The 18670-nt window shown below is 59.9% G+C and carries 21 protein-coding genes and 1 pseudogene; 11 read left to right on the forward strand and 11 right to left on the reverse strand.

Features of this window, described 5'->3' with window-relative positions:
* Nucleotides 1–65: 65 nt before the first annotated feature.
* The 4 genes and pseudogenes from FHT78_RS18595 to FHT78_RS18610 form a co-directional block, all read right to left on the reverse strand.
* The gene (locus FHT78_RS18595) at nt 66–671 is read right to left on the reverse strand and encodes a transglutaminase-like cysteine peptidase (RefSeq protein ID WP_183747095.1); all 606 of its coding nucleotides are present in this window, start codon (nt 669–671) and stop codon (nt 66–68) included.
* A gap of 381 nt (nt 672–1052) precedes the next feature.
* A pseudogene (locus FHT78_RS18600) lies at nt 1053–1355 on the reverse strand (prolyl aminopeptidase); the annotation flags it as partial.
* A 116-nt stretch (nt 1356–1471) separates the two neighbouring features.
* Nucleotides 1472–2083 (reverse strand): PilZ domain-containing protein, encoded by a 612-nt coding sequence (locus FHT78_RS18605; RefSeq protein WP_183747101.1) that lies wholly within the window; start codon nt 2081–2083, stop codon nt 1472–1474.
* A gap of 122 nt (nt 2084–2205) precedes the next feature.
* Nucleotides 2206–2823, reverse strand: a complete 618-nt coding sequence (locus FHT78_RS18610; protein ID WP_183747102.1) for a PAS domain-containing protein — start codon at nt 2821–2823, stop codon at nt 2206–2208.
* 292 nt (nt 2824–3115) lie between these two features.
* Here FHT78_RS18610 and FHT78_RS18615 point away from each other — a divergent pair, with 292 nt between their 5' ends.
* Nucleotides 3116–3901 (forward strand): rhomboid family intramembrane serine protease, encoded by a 786-nt coding sequence (locus FHT78_RS18615; RefSeq protein WP_183747103.1) that lies wholly within the window; start codon nt 3116–3118, stop codon nt 3899–3901.
* A gap of 97 nt (nt 3902–3998) precedes the next feature.
* Nucleotides 3999–4433: a CBS domain-containing protein gene (locus tag FHT78_RS18620; RefSeq protein WP_183747104.1), complete on the forward strand. Its 435-nt coding sequence runs from the start codon at nt 3999–4001 to the stop codon at nt 4431–4433.
* A gap of 55 nt (nt 4434–4488) precedes the next feature.
* Here FHT78_RS18620 and FHT78_RS18625 read toward each other — a convergent pair whose 3' ends face one another.
* The 3 genes from FHT78_RS18625 to folE all read right to left on the reverse strand — a co-directional run bounded on the left by FHT78_RS18625 (nt 4489) and on the right by folE (nt 6667).
* The gene (locus FHT78_RS18625; RefSeq protein ID WP_183747105.1) at nt 4489–5457 is read right to left on the reverse strand and encodes a patatin-like phospholipase family protein; all 969 of its coding nucleotides are present in this window, start codon (nt 5455–5457) and stop codon (nt 4489–4491) included.
* Between the two features lie 116 nt (nt 5458–5573).
* Nucleotides 5574–6026 carry a phosphoribosyl-AMP cyclohydrolase gene (gene hisI / locus FHT78_RS18630; protein ID WP_183747107.1) on the reverse strand — a complete coding sequence of 151 codons (453 nt, stop codon included), beginning with the start codon at nt 6024–6026 and terminating at the stop codon, nt 5574–5576.
* 26 nt (nt 6027–6052) lie between these two features.
* The gene (folE, locus tag FHT78_RS18635; protein ID WP_183747109.1) at nt 6053–6667 is read right to left on the reverse strand and encodes a GTP cyclohydrolase I FolE; all 615 of its coding nucleotides are present in this window, start codon (nt 6665–6667) and stop codon (nt 6053–6055) included.
* A gap of 340 nt (nt 6668–7007) precedes the next feature.
* Between folE and FHT78_RS18640 the strand changes: the two genes are divergently transcribed.
* The 5 genes from FHT78_RS18640 to FHT78_RS18660 all read left to right on the forward strand — a co-directional run bounded on the left by FHT78_RS18640 (nt 7008) and on the right by FHT78_RS18660 (nt 11483).
* Nucleotides 7008–7454, forward strand: a complete 447-nt coding sequence (locus tag FHT78_RS18640; protein WP_183747111.1) for an iron-sulfur cluster assembly scaffold protein — start codon at nt 7008–7010, stop codon at nt 7452–7454.
* Nucleotides 7455–7457: 3 nt separating this feature from the next.
* Complete coding sequence (gene yidD, locus FHT78_RS18645; protein ID WP_183747114.1) at nt 7458–7862, forward strand: membrane protein insertion efficiency factor YidD; 405 nt, start codon at nt 7458–7460, stop codon at nt 7860–7862.
* Between the two features lies 1 nt (nt 7863).
* Complete coding sequence (locus FHT78_RS18650; protein ID WP_183747117.1) at nt 7864–8391, forward strand: DUF1697 domain-containing protein; 528 nt, start codon at nt 7864–7866, stop codon at nt 8389–8391.
* A 121-nt stretch (nt 8392–8512) separates the two neighbouring features.
* Nucleotides 8513–10519, forward strand: a complete 2007-nt coding sequence (gene thrS / locus FHT78_RS18655) for a threonine--tRNA ligase (protein WP_183747120.1) — start codon at nt 8513–8515, stop codon at nt 10517–10519.
* Nucleotides 10520–10643: 124 nt separating this feature from the next.
* Nucleotides 10644–11483, forward strand: a complete 840-nt coding sequence (locus tag FHT78_RS18660) for a lysophospholipid acyltransferase family protein (protein WP_183747123.1) — start codon at nt 10644–10646, stop codon at nt 11481–11483.
* A 27-nt stretch (nt 11484–11510) separates the two neighbouring features.
* Here FHT78_RS18660 and FHT78_RS18665 read toward each other — a convergent pair whose 3' ends face one another.
* A complete protein-coding gene (locus FHT78_RS18665) occupies nt 11511–12614 on the reverse strand; it encodes a hypothetical protein (protein ID WP_183747126.1) in 1104 nt (367 codons plus the stop codon).
* Between the two features lie 113 nt (nt 12615–12727).
* On the opposite strand from FHT78_RS18665, the gene FHT78_RS18670 reads away from it, so the two are divergent.
* From FHT78_RS18670 to FHT78_RS18680, 3 genes are all read left to right on the forward strand, one after another.
* A complete protein-coding gene (locus FHT78_RS18670) occupies nt 12728–13312 on the forward strand; it encodes a nitroreductase (protein ID WP_183747128.1) in 585 nt (194 codons plus the stop codon).
* On the forward strand, nt 13312–13914 hold the full coding sequence (locus tag FHT78_RS18675; RefSeq protein WP_183747130.1) for a flavin reductase family protein: 603 nt from the start codon (nt 13312–13314) through the stop codon (nt 13912–13914). The genes FHT78_RS18670 and FHT78_RS18675 overlap by 1 nt, the downstream gene beginning before the upstream one ends.
* 123 nt (nt 13915–14037) lie before the next feature.
* Entirely contained in the window at nt 14038–15168 is a 1131-nt protein-coding gene (locus tag FHT78_RS18680; protein WP_183747132.1) for a DUF2336 domain-containing protein, read from the forward strand.
* Here the strand turns inward: FHT78_RS18680 and FHT78_RS18685 are convergent.
* The gene (locus FHT78_RS18685; protein ID WP_183747134.1) at nt 15165–15572 is read right to left on the reverse strand and encodes a hypothetical protein; all 408 of its coding nucleotides are present in this window, start codon (nt 15570–15572) and stop codon (nt 15165–15167) included. The genes FHT78_RS18680 and FHT78_RS18685 overlap by 4 nt on opposite strands.
* 128 nt (nt 15573–15700) lie before the next feature.
* On the opposite strand from FHT78_RS18685, the gene FHT78_RS18690 reads away from it, so the two are divergent.
* On the forward strand, nt 15701–16162 hold the full coding sequence (locus tag FHT78_RS18690; protein WP_183747136.1) for a GNAT family N-acetyltransferase: 462 nt from the start codon (nt 15701–15703) through the stop codon (nt 16160–16162).
* Between the two features lie 21 nt (nt 16163–16183).
* On the opposite strand, the gene FHT78_RS18695 is transcribed toward FHT78_RS18690, so the two are convergent.
* Nucleotides 16184–17365, reverse strand: a complete 1182-nt coding sequence (locus FHT78_RS18695) for an AI-2E family transporter (RefSeq protein WP_183747138.1) — start codon at nt 17363–17365, stop codon at nt 16184–16186.
* 115 nt (nt 17366–17480) lie between these two features.
* Nucleotides 17481–18617 carry an esterase-like activity of phytase family protein gene (locus tag FHT78_RS18700; protein ID WP_183747140.1) on the reverse strand — a complete coding sequence of 379 codons (1137 nt, stop codon included), beginning with the start codon at nt 18615–18617 and terminating at the stop codon, nt 17481–17483.
* Between the last annotated feature and the right edge of the window lie 53 nt (nt 18618–18670).

The following is an 18670-nucleotide window of genomic DNA, read 5'->3' on the forward strand; positions in this document are numbered from 1 at the left end:
GCGGGAACGGCTCTGGGCGCCGGTCGGGACGGGGATGCGGGGACTGACCGGGGCCGGTATGCCTGTTACTTCACGCTGCCCACAGCGACGGCGCGGCCATCCTGCAGCTTCGTCCAGCGAGCCGGATCGTCAGCGGACTGGCGCTTCAGGTAGGTATATTCGGTATCCGACCACAGCAGCACCTTGTTGCGCATGTTGTCGAGAATGAAGTCGCCATGGTCGGTGCGCACCGTCAGCACGGCGTGGCCTTCGCCATTCGGCTGCAGCACGACCGTTATCAGCGTATCGGACGGTGAGAGGCCGGCATCGATCAGCATCTTGCGCTTCAGAAGAGCGAAATCCTCGCAGTCACCGACTGTTCGCGGATAGGCCCAGCGCTCCTCGACACCGTAGATCTCCTTGTCCGTCATAGGTTGGATGGTGGAGTTGACGGTGTAGTTGATTTTGAGAATTTCCTTCCAGCGATCCTCGGTCAGGATTGCGGGACCGGCGTCGCCGCCGGCATAGGCACATTCGCTCGGATTGGCCTGGCAGAATTCATAGTGCCCGATCGGCGGGCTCGCGTTGCCTGCAAGCGTCATACTGGCGGGTGATGCCTGTCCTGCGCCCGCCATTGCCGCTATCATGCCAACGGCCAGAAGGCCGCCTTTCAGTAGATTTCGAATTGACATTATCGTCTCCCCGTTATGAGGACGACAATGACACGGACATTTTTATCTCACGCAAAATTACGCAATCAAATTAAAGACTTAGTTGATTCAAATACGCAGAGAACTTGAATCAAATCCATCTCGAATACGACTAAAATTAAAACCGCTTTCGTCGCAAATTCGATTAAAATTGAAGCTTTGTGAAAAAGGCTTTTGGGCGGGAAATGGCCGAAAAGCGGACAGGCTGTTAACGGTTTTCGATAAGCCGGATAAATTTCTGCAGCCGCCTCTGGTGGGAATGGCAGTTGGCGCAAGTCGGACTGCGGCTCATAAAAGGGCGGAATCGCTGCTCCAAAAGCCGATTATGGCTCAGGTCCGGATTGCGGCCGAAAAAATAATTCGTCAGAGGTCACGAAATTCGTTCGTCGCTGAGACGATCGCGGCGGCGATATCGACGTTTCCGGTGGAACGCGCCGCCTTCGGTAGCACCACAAGTTCGACACCGGGCCATGCGCGGGCAAGTTCCCAGGCGGTGACAAGCGGCGCTTCCATATCGAAACGCCCATGGATGAGAATTCCCGGAATGCCCGCGAGGCGAGGGGCATTTTTCAGGCGGATGCCGTCTTCCAGCCACGCGCCCTCACGAAAATAGTGGGTGATGATACGCGCGCGCATCAGAAGGTACCGCGGATCGGACCAGGTGCGGCTGCAGGCAGCGCGGGATTGGCATGAATGGGAAGCGGCCACAATTCTGCTTGCCGATCCCGCCGGCCTGCCCGAAACCGGACGCAAAACCGCTGCACACTTTTGCTGGAATTGCTTCAGAGAAATTCGCGGAGTGTCTCGCGCGACTGGACCGACAGGAACTCGATCGCAACGCCTTCCGAGAAATGGCGAACGACGCGGCCGCGCATGTTGCCGAGACGAACGGGCGTACCAAGCGGCGGGCGCACTTCGCAATCGACGGCGGCGCCCGAGAGCGAAAGGTCCATGATACGGCAGATGTAGCGCGTACCGTCGTCCAGCGCGAGTTCGGTCTTGGTCTCGCGCGGGGTCAGACGATCATGACGGCGATCTTCCGGCAGGCCGAGCTCGTGTTTGTTGGCAAGCCAGGTGAGCTGGGCCGCGAGCTTCTCGCGCTTGCGCTCGGTGGCGTTGATCGACATGGTGAAACCGCGCATATCGACCATCTGCACGTGGCCTTCGACGCGGCCGAGATGATCGATGTAGGCGACGACGCGTTCATTGGCGCGCGGGCGGCCAGCGCAGGTGACATACATGTCGCCGGGCGACATATCGATCACCATGCACTCGAATTCTTCGTAATTCGCAAGCATCAGCCGGCCCTGCATGTTGATGGGCACGCGCTGGAACACTCCCTGTTCAGGGCGCGGCGCAGGTCGGTGCGTCTGAGCGGGCTGGAACGAGTGCATCAAAGGGCTTCTTCATGAAATCGCTGGGTCTAATCCTTACCCGCAATCCATTAACAGAAGGTTGTGGGAACGAGCCGCCCGTAACCCTAAAGTATTATGGGCGGCGACCCAAAATGCGACGGTCAGCGGGCTGCTGCCCCATGCAGGAAATGCGACATGGCACGCAGCATGGACCGGCCGAACGTGGCCTGTTTTTCAGCGGCGACCTCGGCAGGACGACGCGGCTCGGCCTGGGCCGCACGACCGAACTTGTCATGCAGCAGCCGGCTGCGGTCGAGAGCGAGAAACTCCAGCGGCACGATCTCCAGCCAGCTTGCAGCAGCGGCAGGCGCGATGGCGCCAAGCAGCCGGTCGCAGCCGGCTTCCGGCGAACGGAGCGGCATCATGATAATCTCGAAGATCGCATCATGGCCGGCGATGCTGTAGCCAGTCGCGTTGAAAAGCGTCGGGATCGCATGAGCCATCACGCCCTGTGCCGTCTTTTCGATATCTTCGTGCTGGCCATTGGCCCAGAGGGTGGAAAAGCGCTCGCCGCGCAGATCGCGGCCGAAGAGATCGCAGATCTTGGTGCCGGCGAGACGGAAGCGGATATGCCGGTCTTCGCCGGTCTCCAGTATGAAGAGGCTCGCCAGGAGGTGAGGGATCGCGCCGGGTTCGATTTGCGATTTCAGCGGCGCATCCCGCCCGCCGCGCAGAGCATTCCAGTAGTCGAATATGTCGATCGTGATCTGAAGGCGCATGGCAGTGTCTCATTTCGGTTCATTAGGGTGCGGTTTTCGCCCCTTCACCTTCTACCTTGCGGATTTCATGCCAAATCCGGCGAGTTAAGGTTAAGAAAGGGTTTCGCTTGAGCGCTGGGGCCGATCATGAGACCGTCTGTCCATCACTTCGAACAGTGAAGTTCTGCACAAAGACTGCCAGGGGAGGGGTCATCCTTCGGGGAGCCCTGGCAAGCCGTCCGGCCAGTTCCGGACGGCTTTTTTTTTGATGTCGGCTCCTGTATGGCTGTGCCTGCAACGAGGCGATGAGAGCATGAACGAACAGACGTCCGGGCCTGACCAGGCATTCCAGCCTTCCCAGCCCGAACCGCCGGCCCGGCCGCCGCGCCAGCCGGTCTTCAATCTTCCGTCAACGCTGCTTGCCACGCTGCTGCTGTTGGTCTTGATCTACACCGGGCAGTCGCTACTGTCTCCCGACTGGCTTTCCTGGTTTCTGTTCAACTTCGGCTTCATTCCGCTGCGCTATGCCGTTTCGCTTGCGGAGCAGGGGCCGCAGCTCTACTGGACGCCGGTCACCTATTCACTGCTGCATGGAAGCATTGAGCATATCGTCTTCAACAGCCTGTGGCTGATGGCTTTTGGCGCGCCGGTCGTACGCCGGATCGGAACGTTCCGCTTTATCATTTTTTGGATTCTTTCCGCCGTCGCCTCGGCGGCGCTGCATGCGGCCCTGAACTGGGGCAGCGAAGGGCTGCTCATCGGTGCATCGGGTGTAGTCTCGGGTCTGATGGGTGCAGCCTGCCGCTTTGCCTTCCCTTCCGGGCGGCAGATGGTCCGCCCCGCGCATCTCAATCCGCGACTGTCGGTGCTGCAGGCGATGCAGAACCGCACGGTGATCATCTTCACGCTGCTCTGGCTGGTCGGCAACGCTCTGATCGCCGTCGGCATCCCGCTCCTCGGCGACGGCAGCCAGGAGATTGCCTGGGATGCGCATATCGGCGGTTTCGTCTTCGGCTTCTTCCTTTTTGCGCTCTTCGACCTGAAGCCGCCTGAGGAGTATTTTGAAGAACCTTTGCCCGACGACGAGTTGCAATCATGATCCAACAAGTGCACCATTGACCTCCGCGATGGGAGGAGAGACCGCCGCGGAGCCTGTGTTTCCGAGAAGTGTTTCACTTTCGCCATAGGAGGTCCATATGGCCAATTCCGTCAAAGCAATACTCGATCTGAAAGGTCGTGACGTCGTCACCGCAGGGCCGAACACCACGGTTTCGGAGGCGGCTGCGATTCTCAGTAAGAAGAAGATCGGCGCGATCGTCGTCGTCGGCATGGAAAACAAGATTTCCGGCATGTTCACCGAGCGCGATCTCGTACATGTCATCGCCAAGGCCGGCAAAGATGGGCTCGATCAGACGCTTTCTTCCGTCATGACCTCGAAGGTCCTGCGCTGCAACGAGCAGACTTCGGTCAACGAGCTCATGGAGCTGATGACCAGCAAACGCTTCCGCCACGTTCCCGTAGAGACCAACGGCAAGCTTGCCGGCATTATTTCGATCGGCGACGTCGTGAAGTCGCGCATTGCCGAAGTCGAGCGCGAGGCCGAAGAGATTAAGGCCTATATTGCGAGCTGAATGACCGTTGTTCTACCAATTCCGGACGCTGCTGCGAACTGGAATTGCTTAGGCGTCAGGGATGCCTGGCGTAGAGTTCCTGCATACGCTGCAGCTCGGGCAGCCTCGCCCGGGCTTCCTCATAGCCACGTTCGATGGCTTCCCCCGCACGATGAAACTCCGACAGGCCGATATCTGACAGGCGCGGCTGCAGCGAAATGTCTGGCGGGTCGCCGGCGAGGCGGGCTCGGGCGATACGATCCTGAATGATGTTGAAGGCCTGTACCATGACACCGGTCATGCCCATCCTGGCGGCATAGGGCGCCTCCCTCTGCTGCTGCACTTCGGCCGGCGAGAGGCTGGCATTGTGGCGGACCACGGCGGAGCGGCCATAGAGGTCATAGTTGAGGTTGACGGCGACGACAAGCGGCTGCTCATAGCTTCGGCAGACGGAAACCGGCACGGGATTGACGAGCGCGCCGTCGACCAGTGTGCGGTTATTGCTGCGCACCGGCTCGAAGATGCCGGGCAGGGCGTAGGAGGCACGAATTGCCGTGATCAGCGAACCGTTGGCGATCCAGACTTCGTGCCCGGTGTTGACCTCGGCCGCGACGGCGACGAAAGGCCGGTCCAGATCCTCGATCGTCAGTCCTTCCAGATGTTCCTGCATGCGTTTAGTGAGCCGCATGCCGCCGAAGAGGCCGGAGCCGCCGATCGTCAGATCGAGAAGGCTCGCGATGCGGCGCATGGTGAGGGAACGGGCGAAATTTTCCAGCTCGTCGAGCTTACCGGCGAGATAGCAGCCGCCGACGAGCGCGCCGATCGACGTGCCTGCGATCATGCCGATCTCGATGCTTGCTTCGTCGAGAGCACGCAGCACGCCGATATGCGCCCAGCCGCGGGCGGCGCCGCCGCCGAGCGCCAGGGCAAGCTTTGCTTTCTTTTCGGGAACGGAGAGTACAGGAGAAATGGGCGTGTCGTCACGCACTGCCGAGCCAGAACCACCCCCGTCGGAGCTTTGACGATTCATACTCCAGCCCAACATGGGATTCCCTCCTCCCGGCAGAACATTTGGGTTCTCATTAACCGCCCCGAACCCTTTCCAAATTGTATATAGAGGGGTCCGGCGTCGCAATAAGGGGCAGGCGGACGAGATTTAGCCTATTTCCCGTAAACGTCCTTGGGATCGAAATGCAGGTCGTCATCGACGATGGTCAGCATGGGCTTGCCATCTTCAAGGGTGATGGTGCGGTAGAAGCAGGAGCGACGACCGGTATGACAAGTCGCGTCATGGCCGGCGACCTCGACCTTCAGCCAGATGGCGTCCTGGTCGCAATCGGTGCGGATTTCCTTGACGGTCTGCAGGTTGCCCGAAGTTTCGCCCTTCTTCCAGATCTTGCCGCGCGAGCGGCTGAAATAGTGGGCGATGCCGGTCTGGATCGTCAACGCCAGAGCTTGGGCGTTCATGTGGGCGACCATCAGCAATTCGCCGTCGCCGGCATCGGTGACGATGGCTGTGATCAGGCCGCGATCATCGAAATGCGGCGTGAAATCGCCGGCATCCTCCAGTTCGGATTTATCGTCCGACGGCTGATTGAAAATCAGTTCGCTCATCGCGGCCTTCCTGAGGGGAGCCGATATTAACGACCCCGTACCATCGTCATGAATCGCACCTGATCGGCCGGTTCGGTCTTGAACGTCCCTGTAAAGGTTGTCGTCAATGTGGTCGAGCCCTGCTTCTGAACGCCGCGCATGGCCATGCACATATGCTCGGCCTCGATCATGACTGCGACACCGCGCGGGCGCAGCGTTTCGTCGATGGCCTTGGCGATCTGCGAGGTCATCGTTTCCTGCGTCTGCAAGCGGCGCCCGTAAATCTCGACGACACGGGCGATCTTGGAGAGGCCGAGAACGCGTCCATCAGGCATATAGGCGACATGCGCCTTGCCGATAATCGGCACCATGTGGTGTTCGCAATGCGAGAAGAACGGAATATCCTTCACCAGCACCATATCGTCGTAACCTGCAACCTCCTCGAAGGTCCGGCCGAGTACGTCTTCCGGGCTCATCTCATAACCGGCGAAGAGCTCGCGATAGGACTTAGCGACACGGGCAGGCGTGTCCAGCAGGCCCTCGCGCGACGGATCGTCGCCGGCCCAGCGCAGCAGGACGCGAACGGCGTCCTCTGCCTCCTGTTGGGAGGGGCGATCCGATTCACGAACGGTCTGCGGAAAATTCTTGACGATGGCGTCCATATTCAATGGTCTCCTGGTCCGCAACGCGGACCTTTTCGGACTAGCCACTGGTACCCCAAGCGGGAATTCTTGCACCTTTGGCAGGCTCCGGGGCTTTCCAGGTTCGCTTTCTCGAACCCTTCCGGCACGGTTTCCCAATCAAACTCAATCGGCAAACTTATTGGTTTCCCAATCAAAGTTATCCGAGGCCATTGCATTTCAACGACCCTCGAACGACATACATATAGGAAGACGACCCTGGTATGTAAGTATGCTGTCGTTTGACTGTGTGTTTTTTGTTTACACGACGATCACATAGGAATTAGCGTCTCTTTTAGGCGTTTTTGGAGCCAAATCCGTCATGGACGACATCTATAACAGCAAAATCCTCGAATTTGCCGGCAATATCCCTTTGACCGGCACGCTTGACGGCGCGGATGCGAGCGCCCAGGCACATTCCAGGCTCTGCGGCTCGAAAGTGCGGATCTGGCTGAAAATGGAGGGCGATACGATTAGCGCCTTTTCGCATGACGTGAAGGCGTGCGCCCTCGGTCAGGCGTCCTCCTCGATCATGGCCCGCCATGTCGTCGGCGCGACATCGGGCGAAGTGCGCCAGGCACGCGAGGATATGCTCGCCATGCTCAAAGCGGATGGCGAGGGGCCGGATGGACGGTTCGCCGACATGCGCTATCTCCTTCCCGTGCGTGATTACAAGGCGCGCCACGCCTCCACCATGCTGACCTTCGACGCCGTCGTCGACGCCATCAGCCAGGTCGAGGCAAAACGCGCTGAAGCCGTCGAGGCGTGAACGATGTGCGAATTCTGTCTGCTGCGTGAGGAAGAGGAAGACGAGGGCGGTGCCGCCACACCGAAGCCCCGCACCCAGCGGCAGCAGAAATTTTCCCGCAACTACACCGGTCCGTTCAGCAAGACGCCTGACCGCCTTTTCGGTATGGGGCTCATCCGGCTCTATCAGCTGACGCTTTCCGGCTTTATCGGCAATTCCTGCCGGCATATCCCGACCTGTTCCGAATACGGCTATGAGGCCATCGCTCGCCACGGGCTCTGGGCCGGCGGCTGGATGACACTTTTTCGCGTCGGCCGGTGCGGTCCGGGCGGCACGAGCGGGCTCGACCGCGTACCCGACAAGCTAGAATCTCGTTTCCGCTGGTTTACGCCCTGGCGCTATTTTGCACTCGGACGGAAGGAGGCATGAGGTGTGTACCTTTGTCGCACTCCTGCATAGCATCGTTCTGACCTCCGAGCGGCGCGTGATCATGGAGGATTTGCGGAAGCTTGCCGAAGAGCTCGGCTTTCGCAAACCGCGCACGCTGGTCTCGACCGGCAATCTCGTCTTCGAGGCAGACGAGATGCGGCCGCACGAAGTCGAAGAGAAGCTGGAAGAGGCCTTTGAGGAAAAGTTCGGCAAGCATGTCGATATCATCGTGCGCAGCGACTGCACCTGGATGGCGCTCTGCAGCGCCAATCCCTTCAAGGACGGCGTTGGCGACCAGGTAATCGTGCGCGTCAATCGGCTGCCGATCGACCCGGACAAGGTAGAAGCACTGAAGCCGCTCCTTGCCGAAGGGCAGCGGATGAAGCTTGTCGGCTGCGATCTTTGGATCGATTTCCACGGCAAGCCGAGCCAATCCAAGTTGCTTTCGGCGCTTACGACTAAGCGCATGGGCGTGGGTACGCTGCGCAACTGGAACACCGTGCGCGGCCTTTTTGAAATGGTTCTTTAGATAGGCTTTTCCTTTACTCAGATCCCAAATATCAGTATCAGGCGGCAGCGCATCCTGATGGGATGACGCTTCCGTTTCAACCACCCGCATTCGTTGGCGGGACTGGACAAGGAGAATTTCGATGTCCCAATCCGTTTCCTTGACATTTCCTGATGGTTCGATGCGCAGCTTCGCAGCTGGCGCGACCGGCAGGGATGTCGCCGAATCCATTTCCAAGTCGCTTGCCAAGAGCGCCGTCGCCATTGCGATTGACGGCACCGTGCGCGACCTTTCCGACGCCGTCACCGACGGCAAGATCGAGATCATCACGCGCAAGGATCCGCGCGCGCTGGAGCTCATCAGGCATGACGCAGCACACGTGATGGCCGAAGCCGTGCAGGAACTCTGGCCCGGCACGCAGGTGACGATCGGCCCTGTTATTGAGAACGGCTTCTATTACGACTTTGCCAAGAACGAGCCTTTCACGCCCGACGATCTGCCGAAGATCGAAAAGAAGATGAAGGAGATCATTGCCCGGAACGCGCCCTTCACCAAACAGATCTGGTCGCGCGAGAAGGCCAAGGAAGTCTTCGCCGCCAAGGGCGAGCAGTACAAGGTCGAGCTCGTCGATGCGATTCCCGAAGGGCAGGATCTGAAGATCTACAATCAGGGCGAATGGTTCGACCTTTGCCGCGGCCCACACATGGCCTCGACCGGCCAGATCGGCAGCGCCTTCAAGCTGATGAAGGTTGCCGGCGCCTATTGGCGTGGCGACAGCAACAACGCCATGCTGTCGCGCATCTACGGTACGGCATGGGCCGAGCAGGCCGATCTCGACAATTACCTGCACATGCTGGCGGAAGCTGAAAAGCGCGATCACCGCAAGCTCGGCCGCGAAATGGACCTGTTCCACTTCCAGGAAGAGGGTCCGGGCGTCGTTTTCTGGCATGGCAAGGGCTGGCGTATCTTCCAATCGCTCGTCTCCTACATGCGCCGGCGACTTGAGATCGACTATCAGGAAGTCAACGCGCCGCAGGTGCTCGACACGGCGCTCTGGGAAACCTCAGGTCACTGGGGCTGGTACCAGGAAAACATGTTCGCCGTGAAATCGGCGCATGCGATGACGCATCCGGAAGACAAGGAAGCGGATAACCGCGTCTTTGCGCTGAAGCCGATGAACTGCCCCGGCCATGTGCAGATCTTCAAACACGGGCTGAAGTCCTATCGCGAATTGCCGATCCGTCTCGCCGAATTTGGCCTGGTGCATCGCTACGAGCCTTCGGGCGCGCTGCATGGTCTGATGCGCGTGCGCGGCTTCACGCAGGACGACGCGCACATCTTCTGCACCGACGAGCAGATGGCGGCCGAATGCCTGAAGATCAATGACCTGATCCTGTCAGTCTATGAAGACTTCGGTTTCAAGGAAATCGTCGTCAAGCTCTCCACCCGTCCGGACAAGCGCGTCGGCACCGATGCGCTGTGGGACCGGGCGGAAGCCGTCATGACCGACGTGTTGAAGACGATCGAGGCGCAGTCCGAGGGACGCATCAAGACCGGTATCCTGCCGGGCGAGGGCGCCTTCTACGGGCCGAAGTTCGAATATACGCTGAAGGACGCGATCGGGCGCGAGTGGCAGTGCGGCACGACGCAGGTCGACTTCAACCTGCCGGAACGCTTCGGCGCCTTCTATATCGACAGCAATTCGGAAAAGACGCAGCCGGTGATGATCCATCGCGCCATTTGCGGCTCGATGGAACGCTTCCTCGGAATCCTGATCGAGAACTTCGCCGGCCATTTGCCGCTGTGGGTCTCGCCGCTGCAGGTCGTCGTTGCGACGATTACTTCCGAAGCCGATGGCTACGGCCGGGAAGTGGCGGATGCGCTGCGCGAAGCCGGGCTGCATGTCGAGACCGACTTCCGCAACGAGAAGATCAATTACAAGATCCGCGAACATTCCGTTACGAAAGTTCCCGTCATCATCGTCTGCGGCAAGAAGGAAGCAGAAGAGCGGACGGTCAATATCCGCCGCCTCGGCAGCCAGGAGCAAACCTCTATGTCGGTGGAATCGGCGATCGAAAGCCTTGTCCTGGAGGCAACGCCGCCCGATATCCGTCGCAAGCTCGAGGCAAAGAAGGCCAAGACAGCCTGAAGATTGCCTTTTGGACAATGATAGCGCCGGGCATCGATCTGCCCGGCGCTGTCAGAAATCTGACATGCAACAGTAATATAGCCGCCACAAATAGGGACGGGTTTTCATCCCGACAGGCATTCGTGTGCGCTTCAGAGAGCTTTCCTACGCGAACGAACGGGATCCACGCCTCAAGCGCTGGCTCATCCGATCCATAGAGGGCCTTTCCGGCCGTGACCGCTATGTGCGGCTCTACGATATCTGGCGCAGCGATATCGTCGGTAAGAGCGACCGCGTCTTCGGCAAGATGCTCGACCTCATCAATGTCGAGGTCGATGTGAAGGGCAACTGGCCGCTCGCGCCCTTGCCGGAAGAACCGATCGTGATCGTCGCCAATCACCCTTTCGGCATCGGCGACGGCATTGCGGTGCTGGCGCTTGCCGAACAGCTCGGCCGTCCATTCCGAGTGCTGATCCATAACGATCTCCTGAAGGTGCCGGAGATGGCGCCTTACTCGCTGCCGATCTCTTTCGAGGAAACCAAGGAAGCGATGGCGATGAATATGAAGAGCCGCCACGAGGCCGTTCGCCTGCTGAAGGATGGGACGACGATCGTGGTTTTCCCGGCCGGTGGTGTGGCCACTGCCAAGAAGGGTTTCGGCCGCGCCGAAGATCTGCCATGGAAGATGTTCCCGGCTAGGCTCATCCAGGCGGCGCGCGCCAGCGTACTGCCGATCTATTTCGAAGGCCAGAACGGCCGGCTATTCCATCTCGCCAGCCGGGTTTCGATGACGCTGCGCCTGTCGCTGCTGATCCGCGAGTTCCGCCGTCTCTCGGGCAGCACGATCATCGCGCATGTGGGAAGGGTATTGTCCTGGGAGGAATTAAGCAGCGGCAGCGACCGGAAGGATCTGCTCGCCCGCCTCTTTGAGGCCGTCTTCTCGATGGCGCCGAAGAAGAAGGCCTTCATCAAGCGCGCAAGCTGAAAACTTCCCGAACGTCCGGATCCGGCTTCAGTCGAGGCTGGCGCCGTCGCCGTTTTGAAGATCTTCGTAGGACGGCAAGGGCGGCTGCGGCGGGATCTCCCCGCCCGGCTGGGGCACGCCCTTCGGCCCGGCCGCGGCCTGGCCCGGCGGTAGGGCCGTGGCGGCTGGAGCAATCGGCTGCTGGGCCTGCTGGTCCTTCATCAGCACTTCGACATCGGTATTGACGCCGGCAGCGACAGTGAAATCACGCTGATAGATCTTGTCTTTGTTGCGGGCGACCGCTGTGTATTCACCTTCCGCCAGCACCATGGTCGGAAAGGCGCTAACACTTTCGCCAACACTGTCGCCGGCCGCCGTCAGGATCGACCAGGCGGTATCGGCGATCGCTTCGCCGCCGGTTTCCGAAACCAGCTTGAAATTGATCTGAGCGGCCCTGTGCTGGATCGTCGCTTCGGTGAGCTTGCCGGCTTCGACCTGGATATCGGCGCGGATCGTGGCGTTGACGTTGCCGTATTCGGAAACGACGTGATAGGTGCCGGCATTGAGGCGCACGACCGTATTCGGCGGTACATCGGCCATCACAAGGCCGCGCTCACCGTCGTCGCGGACTTCGGCGGAATAGATCGAGAAGCTCAGCTGGTTGGGTCGAATACGGACGTCGGAGCCGGAGACGGCATTGAGCAATAGGCCGCCGGCATCGAGGATCATGACTTGCTTGTCGACTTCGCTTGCATCCGGCACCGTCAGCTTCTTGGTAACGCCGGCGCGGCCGAAGGAGACGTTGACGAAATAATCGCCGGCAGCGAGCTGGAAGGCTGCCGTGCCTCCGCGGGAACTGGCGATGAGCGGCAACTTGCCATCGGCTCCGGCAACCGGGCTGAAGACGTACCAGGAAAGCCCGTCTTCGACAGGCGCGCCATCGGCCGTCAACTTCGCCTCCAGCGAAACGTCACGCAGGCGCACGCCTTGTGCCGCTCCCGGCGCGACGAATGCGTTGAGCTTCGGCATTTTCGGCGTCGATTCGAGCTGCTTGAATTCCTTGAAGGCGTCCTGAGCTGCAGCGCCGAATGGCGTCAGCAACATCAGAGCAATAGCAAGGCCAATTCGTGCAAAAGGCAAAATGCCAAACATCCTGTTCGTGAACCGATTGACTTCTGAAATCGCAAAGTCCACTTCAAGACCAATGGCATGGCAAATTCAAGACCTGTGGCCAACCTCCGCATATAAATGAGAGCTTCCCCTGCATGAAATCCGACATCAAGCTGATCGATTATCTCGCCGTGCGCCGTTCCATCCCTGCATTCCAGATGTGTGAACCGGGACCGGCAAAGGAAGAGATAGAGGAAATTCTACGCCTTGCATCGCGCGTTCCCGATCACGGCAAGCTCGCCCCCTGGCGCTTCATCGTCTATCGCGGCGAAGAGCGTGTAAGGCTCGGCGAAGAGCTGCTGAAACTGGCACTCGAAGCCAAGCCCGATCTTTCCGAGGAAATGATCCAGGTGGAGCGCACGCGCTTTACGCGCGCACCGGTCGTCGTCGGCATCGTCAGCAAGGCCGGCCCGCATATCAAGATCCCCGAATGGGAGCAGATCATGTCGGCCGGCGCGCTCTGCCTCAACGTCATCCTGGCCGCCAATGCGCATGGCTACGTTGCAAACTGGCTGACGGAATGGTTTGCCTATGACGAGCGTGCCTACCCGCCGCTTGGCGTCCACCCGGGTGAAAAGGTCGCCGGCTTCATCCATATCGGCTCCAGCACATTCCCGCCCGTCGAGCGTCCGCGTCCCGAACTAACCGAGACGGTCACCTGGGTCGGCGGCGAAGTGTGATGTTCTATACGACGGATACCAATCAGCACGGGCTGGCGCACGATCCTTTCAAGGCGATCGTTGCGCCGCGTCCGATCGGCTGGATCGGCAGCAAGGGCAGGGACGGGTCAATCAATCTCGCCCCCTATTCCTTTTTCAATGCGGTCGCCGACAAGCCGAAGCTGGTGATGTTTTCGTCGAGCGGGCATAAGCATAGCCAGCAAAACGCCAGGGAGACCGGCGTATTCACCTGCAATTTCGTCAGCCGCAATCTGGCGGAGCAGATGAACCTGACCTCTGCTGCCTTACCTTACGGCACCAACGAGTTCGAATTCGCAGGGCTGACTCCAAAACAGGCGGAACTCATCGATGCGCCCTATGTGGCTGAGGCTTTCGCCGTATTGGAATGCAAGGTGACCGAGATCATCGAGCCGAAGACACTGTCCGGCCAAGCATCTGAGAATGTCTTCGTCTTTGGGGAAGTTGTCGGCATTCATATCGATGAAACCATCATCAGGGATGGCCGGTTCGTTGTGGCGTTGGCGCGGCCGATCGCGCGCATGGGGTATATGGATTATTGCGAGGGCAGCGAGGTCTTCGAAATGTTCAGGCCGAAAGTCTGAACACGACGCAAGGCTTGAGCAAAAGCTAACAAACATGGTGAACCAATAATAAACTTTTTCCGGCTACCGTCCCTGTATTGAATAAGACGCGACCGAATCGCGTTCAGTACCCGGGGCGTGGTCGTGATCATTGAGGCATTTCTTCGTTGGGCCGAAACGGCCAAGGCCGCTGACAGGGCGGCCGCTGCGAGTGCTCTCGGACGCGTCTATCTCAAATCGGAAATGTCAGATGACCGGCGCGCCGCTGCGGAAAAGGCGATGACCTATCTGCTCGACGATCCGTCGCCACGTGTGCGGCTTGCGCTCGCCGAGGCGATAGCCTGGGCACCGCATGCGCCGCGCAACATCATTCTCTCGCTCGCCGAGGACCAGCCGGAAATCGCCTGCCACGCGGTGACATGCTCGCCGATTTTGACGGATGCCGACCTGGTCGATCTCGCAGCACGCGGCAGCAGCGCAACACGGATGCTCATTGCGGCACGCGCCTATGTCACGCGTCCTGTTTCGGCGGCGCTTGCCGAAGTCGGTGACGAGGACGAGGTTCTCTGCCTCCTGGAAAACGATAGCGCCGCGATTTCCGCCCAGTCCCTGAAGCGGATTGCCGAGCGGCTCGGCGATATCGTCGACATCAGAAACCTGCTTCTCGACCGCATCGATCTGCCGGCCGATGCCCGGCAGCTTCTGACACAGCATGTCAGCAATGCGCTGGTCGGTCTGCCGCTGGCGCAGGCGGCAATCGGCCTCCAGAGGCTGCAGCGCATCAGCCGCGAGGCGACGGAAGCAGCGATCGTTTCCATTGCCGGCGATATCTCACCCATCGAAGTCCCCGATCTTGTCGAGCATCTTCGCCTGAACGACCGGCTGACGCCGTCCTTCCTCATGCATGCGCTCTGCTGCGGCAAGGTGGAGTTCTTCGCCTGTGCCATCGTCAATCTATCTGGCTGCAACGATCGCCGCGTGCGGGCAATCCTTGCCACGGGCCGCATGCATGCCGTGCGCGCGCTCTATGAATCGGCCGGCCTGCCGCGGGATATCAGCATCATCTTCGTGGAAGCGACGTTTCTGTGGCGCGAAGCTTCGCGCAAGACGTCAACCTCGCTTCTCGGCAGCGTCTGCGGGCGCCTGCTTCAGAAATTCCACAACCGGGTCGGGCAGCACGACGCTGTCGGCGAGTTGCTCGATATGGTCGAAAAGCTGCATGTTGCCGAGCAGCGCCGGTCGGCCCGTGTTTATGCCTCGCTTGCGGCTGCCTAGTCGTTAAACCGGGCGGCGGCCCAGGAATAGCTTGCAGAAACGAAGTGCAGCGGTTTCGCCAGGGTGTTTTTCACGTCCCGGCCAGAAGGCAGATTGGCGCGCACACGCCCGGCAATAGTATCCACGAAACCGCCAAGGCCATCCCGTTGTTCGGCTACCTCGGGCGCTGCCGGGGCAGCGGGCGCGGGCTTAGCCGGTTCGGCAGCGGCAAGCGACTTCGGCGCCTCGCAGACGGCAATGACGGTCGGATAGCTTGCATTAGCATAGGCCTTCAGCCGCTGCTCGGCCTCGGCATCGCAGGCGACGACGGTTTCCCATTGTTTGTCGACCGTGGCAACGTAATTGCATTGGCTGACGGAATCGTCGCAACCGAGGATCGTCATGGCGATGAGGACGGCTTGCATATTTTGCCTCCATGGCTATTGAGCGTGTCACCACCTTCGAAAGCACAATTCCAACGGAATGAGGGCAGCGACGTGAAGTCCTCGTCTTCCAGGGAAAAATCGCTCGTTTCGTCGGAAGAGGAGAGAAAATGTCGGTGACCATCGCTCTGGAATCGCCGCGTCAGGATGGCGTGATCCGGCTTCTCGACCTCTCGGATGCCTATGCACAATCGCTCTATCCACCCGAGAGCAACCACCTCGTCGATATTTCGACGCTGGAAAAGCCGTCCGTCAGCTTCCTCGTGGCGCGCAACGGCAGCGAGATCGTCGGCTGCTGCGCGCTGGTGGAAGCAGGCGACGGAACGGCAGAAATCAAGCGCATGTTCGTTGATCCCGAGGCGCGAGGCCTTAGAGTCGCAAGCCGGCTGATGGACCGGCTGGAGGAAATCGGCCGGGCAAAAGGTCTTGAGGCCATTCGTCTGGAGACCGGCATCTACCAACCCGAAGCGATCAGCCTCTACAGGAAATACGGATATATCGAGATCGAACCTTTCGGCTCCTATCTGCTTGACCCGCTGAGCCTCTTCATGGAAAAGCGCCTTACTGCTTAACCTGCTTCTGCGACCTGGAGATCATTCGGCCGCTCGGTGAACCGGTGGCGCCTGTTCATCGAGGATGACATGCGGGCCTGCATCGGCGGTGCGGACTTCATGTATCCATTCGCGCCAGATCGCGACCAGCAGCGCCATCAGCACAGGGCCGATAAAGAGGCCGAGGAAGCCCATCGTCTTCACGCCGCCGACGAGGCCGAAGAAGGTCGGCAGGAACGGCAGCTTGATCGGTCCACCGACGAGCTTGGGGCGCAGCGTCTTGTCGACGATGAAGAGTTCGACCGTGCCCCAGACGAAGAGGCCGATGCCGGCGACATGTGCGCCGCTCGCCAGCAAATAGACGGATACGAGCGTGAAGGAGAGCGGTGCACCGCCGGGGATCAGCGCCATGACGCCGGTCAGCACGCCGAGGGTGACGGGCGAGGGCACGCCGGCGATCCAGTAGGCAACGCCCAGCACGATGCCTTCACCGATGGCAATCAGCGTCATGCCCATGACCGTCGAGCTGATGGTGGCAGGCACAACGCGGGAAATACGCTCCCAGCGGTTCGGCAGAATGCGTTCGCCGAGCATGTCGATCTGCTTGGAGAAGGAGAAGCCGTCGCGATAGACAAAGAAGAGTGCGATCAGCATGAAGAGCAGCGTAAGGAGCAGGTGAAAGGCACCGCCGCCAGCCGCCAGAACCGCGCGGTAGATGTTGCCGATATGGGCGCCGCTGACTGCCTGGATCAGCTCACCCATGGCACCGGGGCTGCCGATATATTTCGTCCAAAGTTCATCGAGATAGGAGCCAGCGAGCGGGAGCGCGACGATCCATTGCGGCGTCTCCGCCCCGAAGCGGTTGGCGTGGATCGCCCATGCGACCCAGGTGCGCACTTCACCGGTCGTATAGGCAACGGCAAGGCTGATCGGAATGACGAGAAAGGTGACTATGAGGACAATCGCGATTGTAGCGGCGATCGTCGTATTGCCGCCGACGCGGGCAACCAGCTTGCGGTAAAGCGGCCAGCTCGCAAAGCCGATGACGAGGGCTGCGAGTACAGGCACCACGAAGCCGTAAAAGAAATAGACGCCGGCTGCGGCAACGAGCACGAGCAGCCAGCGGGCAGCCGAAATGGAAGGTATCAGCGGCGTACGGATCGTCGCCGAAGGCCCCAGCCATCGCGGCTCCGTATTGGTTTTCTGACGATTAAACACACCCACGCGCGCCTCTTTTTATTGTTGTCCTAGTTTATGGGCTATGAACCGGGCGGTTTCAAGGTCCGCCCGATAAAGCGTGTGCAAAGCGTACTTCTTTGAGCTTTCGATCGCCTCGATATTATTGAGGGCGGCGGTTGATCTTGAAGGCGTAGAACTGACTCTTCTGGCCAGTCGAGAAATTATTGTCCGAACCGAGGATCAGGACATCAGTGCCATCCTTCGCCTTGCCGATTGCCATGGCCTCGATATTGTCCGGCGTCAGGCCGATGGCACGCAGATCCAGCACCTGGCTTTTACGGGCAGGGACGACGCGCTGGTCGTTCTTGGCAAGCGAGGCGATGGAGGAGACATCGGTCGCGCCATCGAGATCCATCATGAAAAGCTTGACGTTGTTGCCGAAGCCCTGGGCATAGCTGCGCTCGACGGCAAGCAGGCGGTGATCATCAAGGGCAATCATTTCCGACATGCCGTTGTCGTTGCCACCTTCGGCCTTCGTGGCGGCCTGAGGGATCGGCGAGACCGGATAGACATACTGAGCCTTGGGCTCTCCGGTTGCGCCGTCATAGCAGACGATGCGCGACAGGCTGCCTGTGGTCAGGCTGGGGTTCGGGCCGTCCTGATAGAGGGCCGCCTCAACGCCGACAAATACATCACCGGATGGAGACACGGCGATATCCTCGAAAGCGAGATTGTCGCGGATGCCGGTCGACTTGTCGGCGGTCGGCGCAAAACCGTCAGGCAGCTTGAACTCGCGCACGAAGGTGCCATCAGGAGAGGTGACGCGCACGAAGGGGGCGATCAGCGCCTTTGCATCACCCTCGCTACCCCAGTAAATGCCGTCCTTGCCGAAGCGGATGGATTCAGGATCGACGGTGCGCGAGGCGAAAGGCTGGCCGTTCTTGTCCTGGAAGGTGACATGCTTGACGACGGTGACGCCCTTCAAGCCGGCGGCGCTGACATCGATATCGAGAGCGTAGAAGCGGGCCGGGGCCTTTTCGGAGCGATCGTCGCTGATGGCAATGTAATGGCCAGTGGCGGCATCGAAATCGAGGCCGGAAATGCCGCCGAATTCAACGCCGTTTTCCATCTGACCGGTCGGGATGACGAATTCACCGAGATAGGAAAGGGAGATCGCAGCGGCGCAATCGCCGAAGGGGCAGGCGGTCTCGACGGTCGCGCCAATATCGGTTGCGAAAACGGAAGCGGTGCTGGACAGGAGAACGAAAGCGGCAGTCGCGAGAAAACGCCCGGTCATGGCAAATATCCGGCAAAGGGTTGAAACAAGAGGGCCGGCGCTGCGGTGACCTC

Origin of the sequence: Rhizobium sp. BK196 (assembly GCF_014193255.1) — a bacterium.
GTDB lineage: Bacteria > Pseudomonadota > Alphaproteobacteria > Rhizobiales > Rhizobiaceae > Rhizobium.

Coding starts and splice junctions, on each gene's coding strand:
- FHT78_RS18700 (WP_183747140.1), bottom strand. CDS start 18,617: ATGACCGGGCGTTTTCTCGCGACTGCCGCTTTCGTTCTCCTGTCCAGC.
- FHT78_RS18615 (WP_183747103.1), top strand. CDS start 3,116: ATGAACGAACAGACGTCCGGGCCTGACCAGGCATTCCAGCCTTCCCAG.
- FHT78_RS18670 (WP_183747128.1), top strand. CDS start 12,728: ATGAAATCCGACATCAAGCTGATCGATTATCTCGCCGTGCGCCGTTCC.
- FHT78_RS18625 (WP_183747105.1), bottom strand. CDS start 5,457: ATGTTGGGCTGGAGTATGAATCGTCAAAGCTCCGACGGGGGTGGTTCT.
- thrS (WP_183747120.1), top strand. CDS start 8,513: ATGTCCCAATCCGTTTCCTTGACATTTCCTGATGGTTCGATGCGCAGC.
- FHT78_RS18690 (WP_183747136.1), top strand. CDS start 15,701: ATGTCGGTGACCATCGCTCTGGAATCGCCGCGTCAGGATGGCGTGATC.
- folE (WP_183747109.1), bottom strand. CDS start 6,667: ATGGACGCCATCGTCAAGAATTTTCCGCAGACCGTTCGTGAATCGGAT.
- FHT78_RS18605 (WP_183747101.1), bottom strand. CDS start 2,083: ATGCACTCGTTCCAGCCCGCTCAGACGCACCGACCTGCGCCGCGCCCT.
- FHT78_RS18620 (WP_183747104.1), top strand. CDS start 3,999: ATGGCCAATTCCGTCAAAGCAATACTCGATCTGAAAGGTCGTGACGTC.
- yidD (WP_183747114.1), top strand. CDS start 7,458: ATGTGCGAATTCTGTCTGCTGCGTGAGGAAGAGGAAGACGAGGGCGGT.
- hisI (WP_183747107.1), bottom strand. CDS start 6,026: ATGAGCGAACTGATTTTCAATCAGCCGTCGGACGATAAATCCGAACTG.
- FHT78_RS18595 (WP_183747095.1), bottom strand. CDS start 671: ATGTCAATTCGAAATCTACTGAAAGGCGGCCTTCTGGCCGTTGGCATG.
- FHT78_RS18610 (WP_183747102.1), bottom strand. CDS start 2,823: ATGCGCCTTCAGATCACGATCGACATATTCGACTACTGGAATGCTCTG.
- FHT78_RS18640 (WP_183747111.1), top strand. CDS start 7,008: ATGGACGACATCTATAACAGCAAAATCCTCGAATTTGCCGGCAATATC.
- FHT78_RS18665 (WP_183747126.1), bottom strand. CDS start 12,614: ATGTTTGGCATTTTGCCTTTTGCACGAATTGGCCTTGCTATTGCTCTG.
- FHT78_RS18675 (WP_183747130.1), top strand. CDS start 13,312: ATGTTCTATACGACGGATACCAATCAGCACGGGCTGGCGCACGATCCT.
- FHT78_RS18685 (WP_183747134.1), bottom strand. CDS start 15,572: ATGCAAGCCGTCCTCATCGCCATGACGATCCTCGGTTGCGACGATTCC.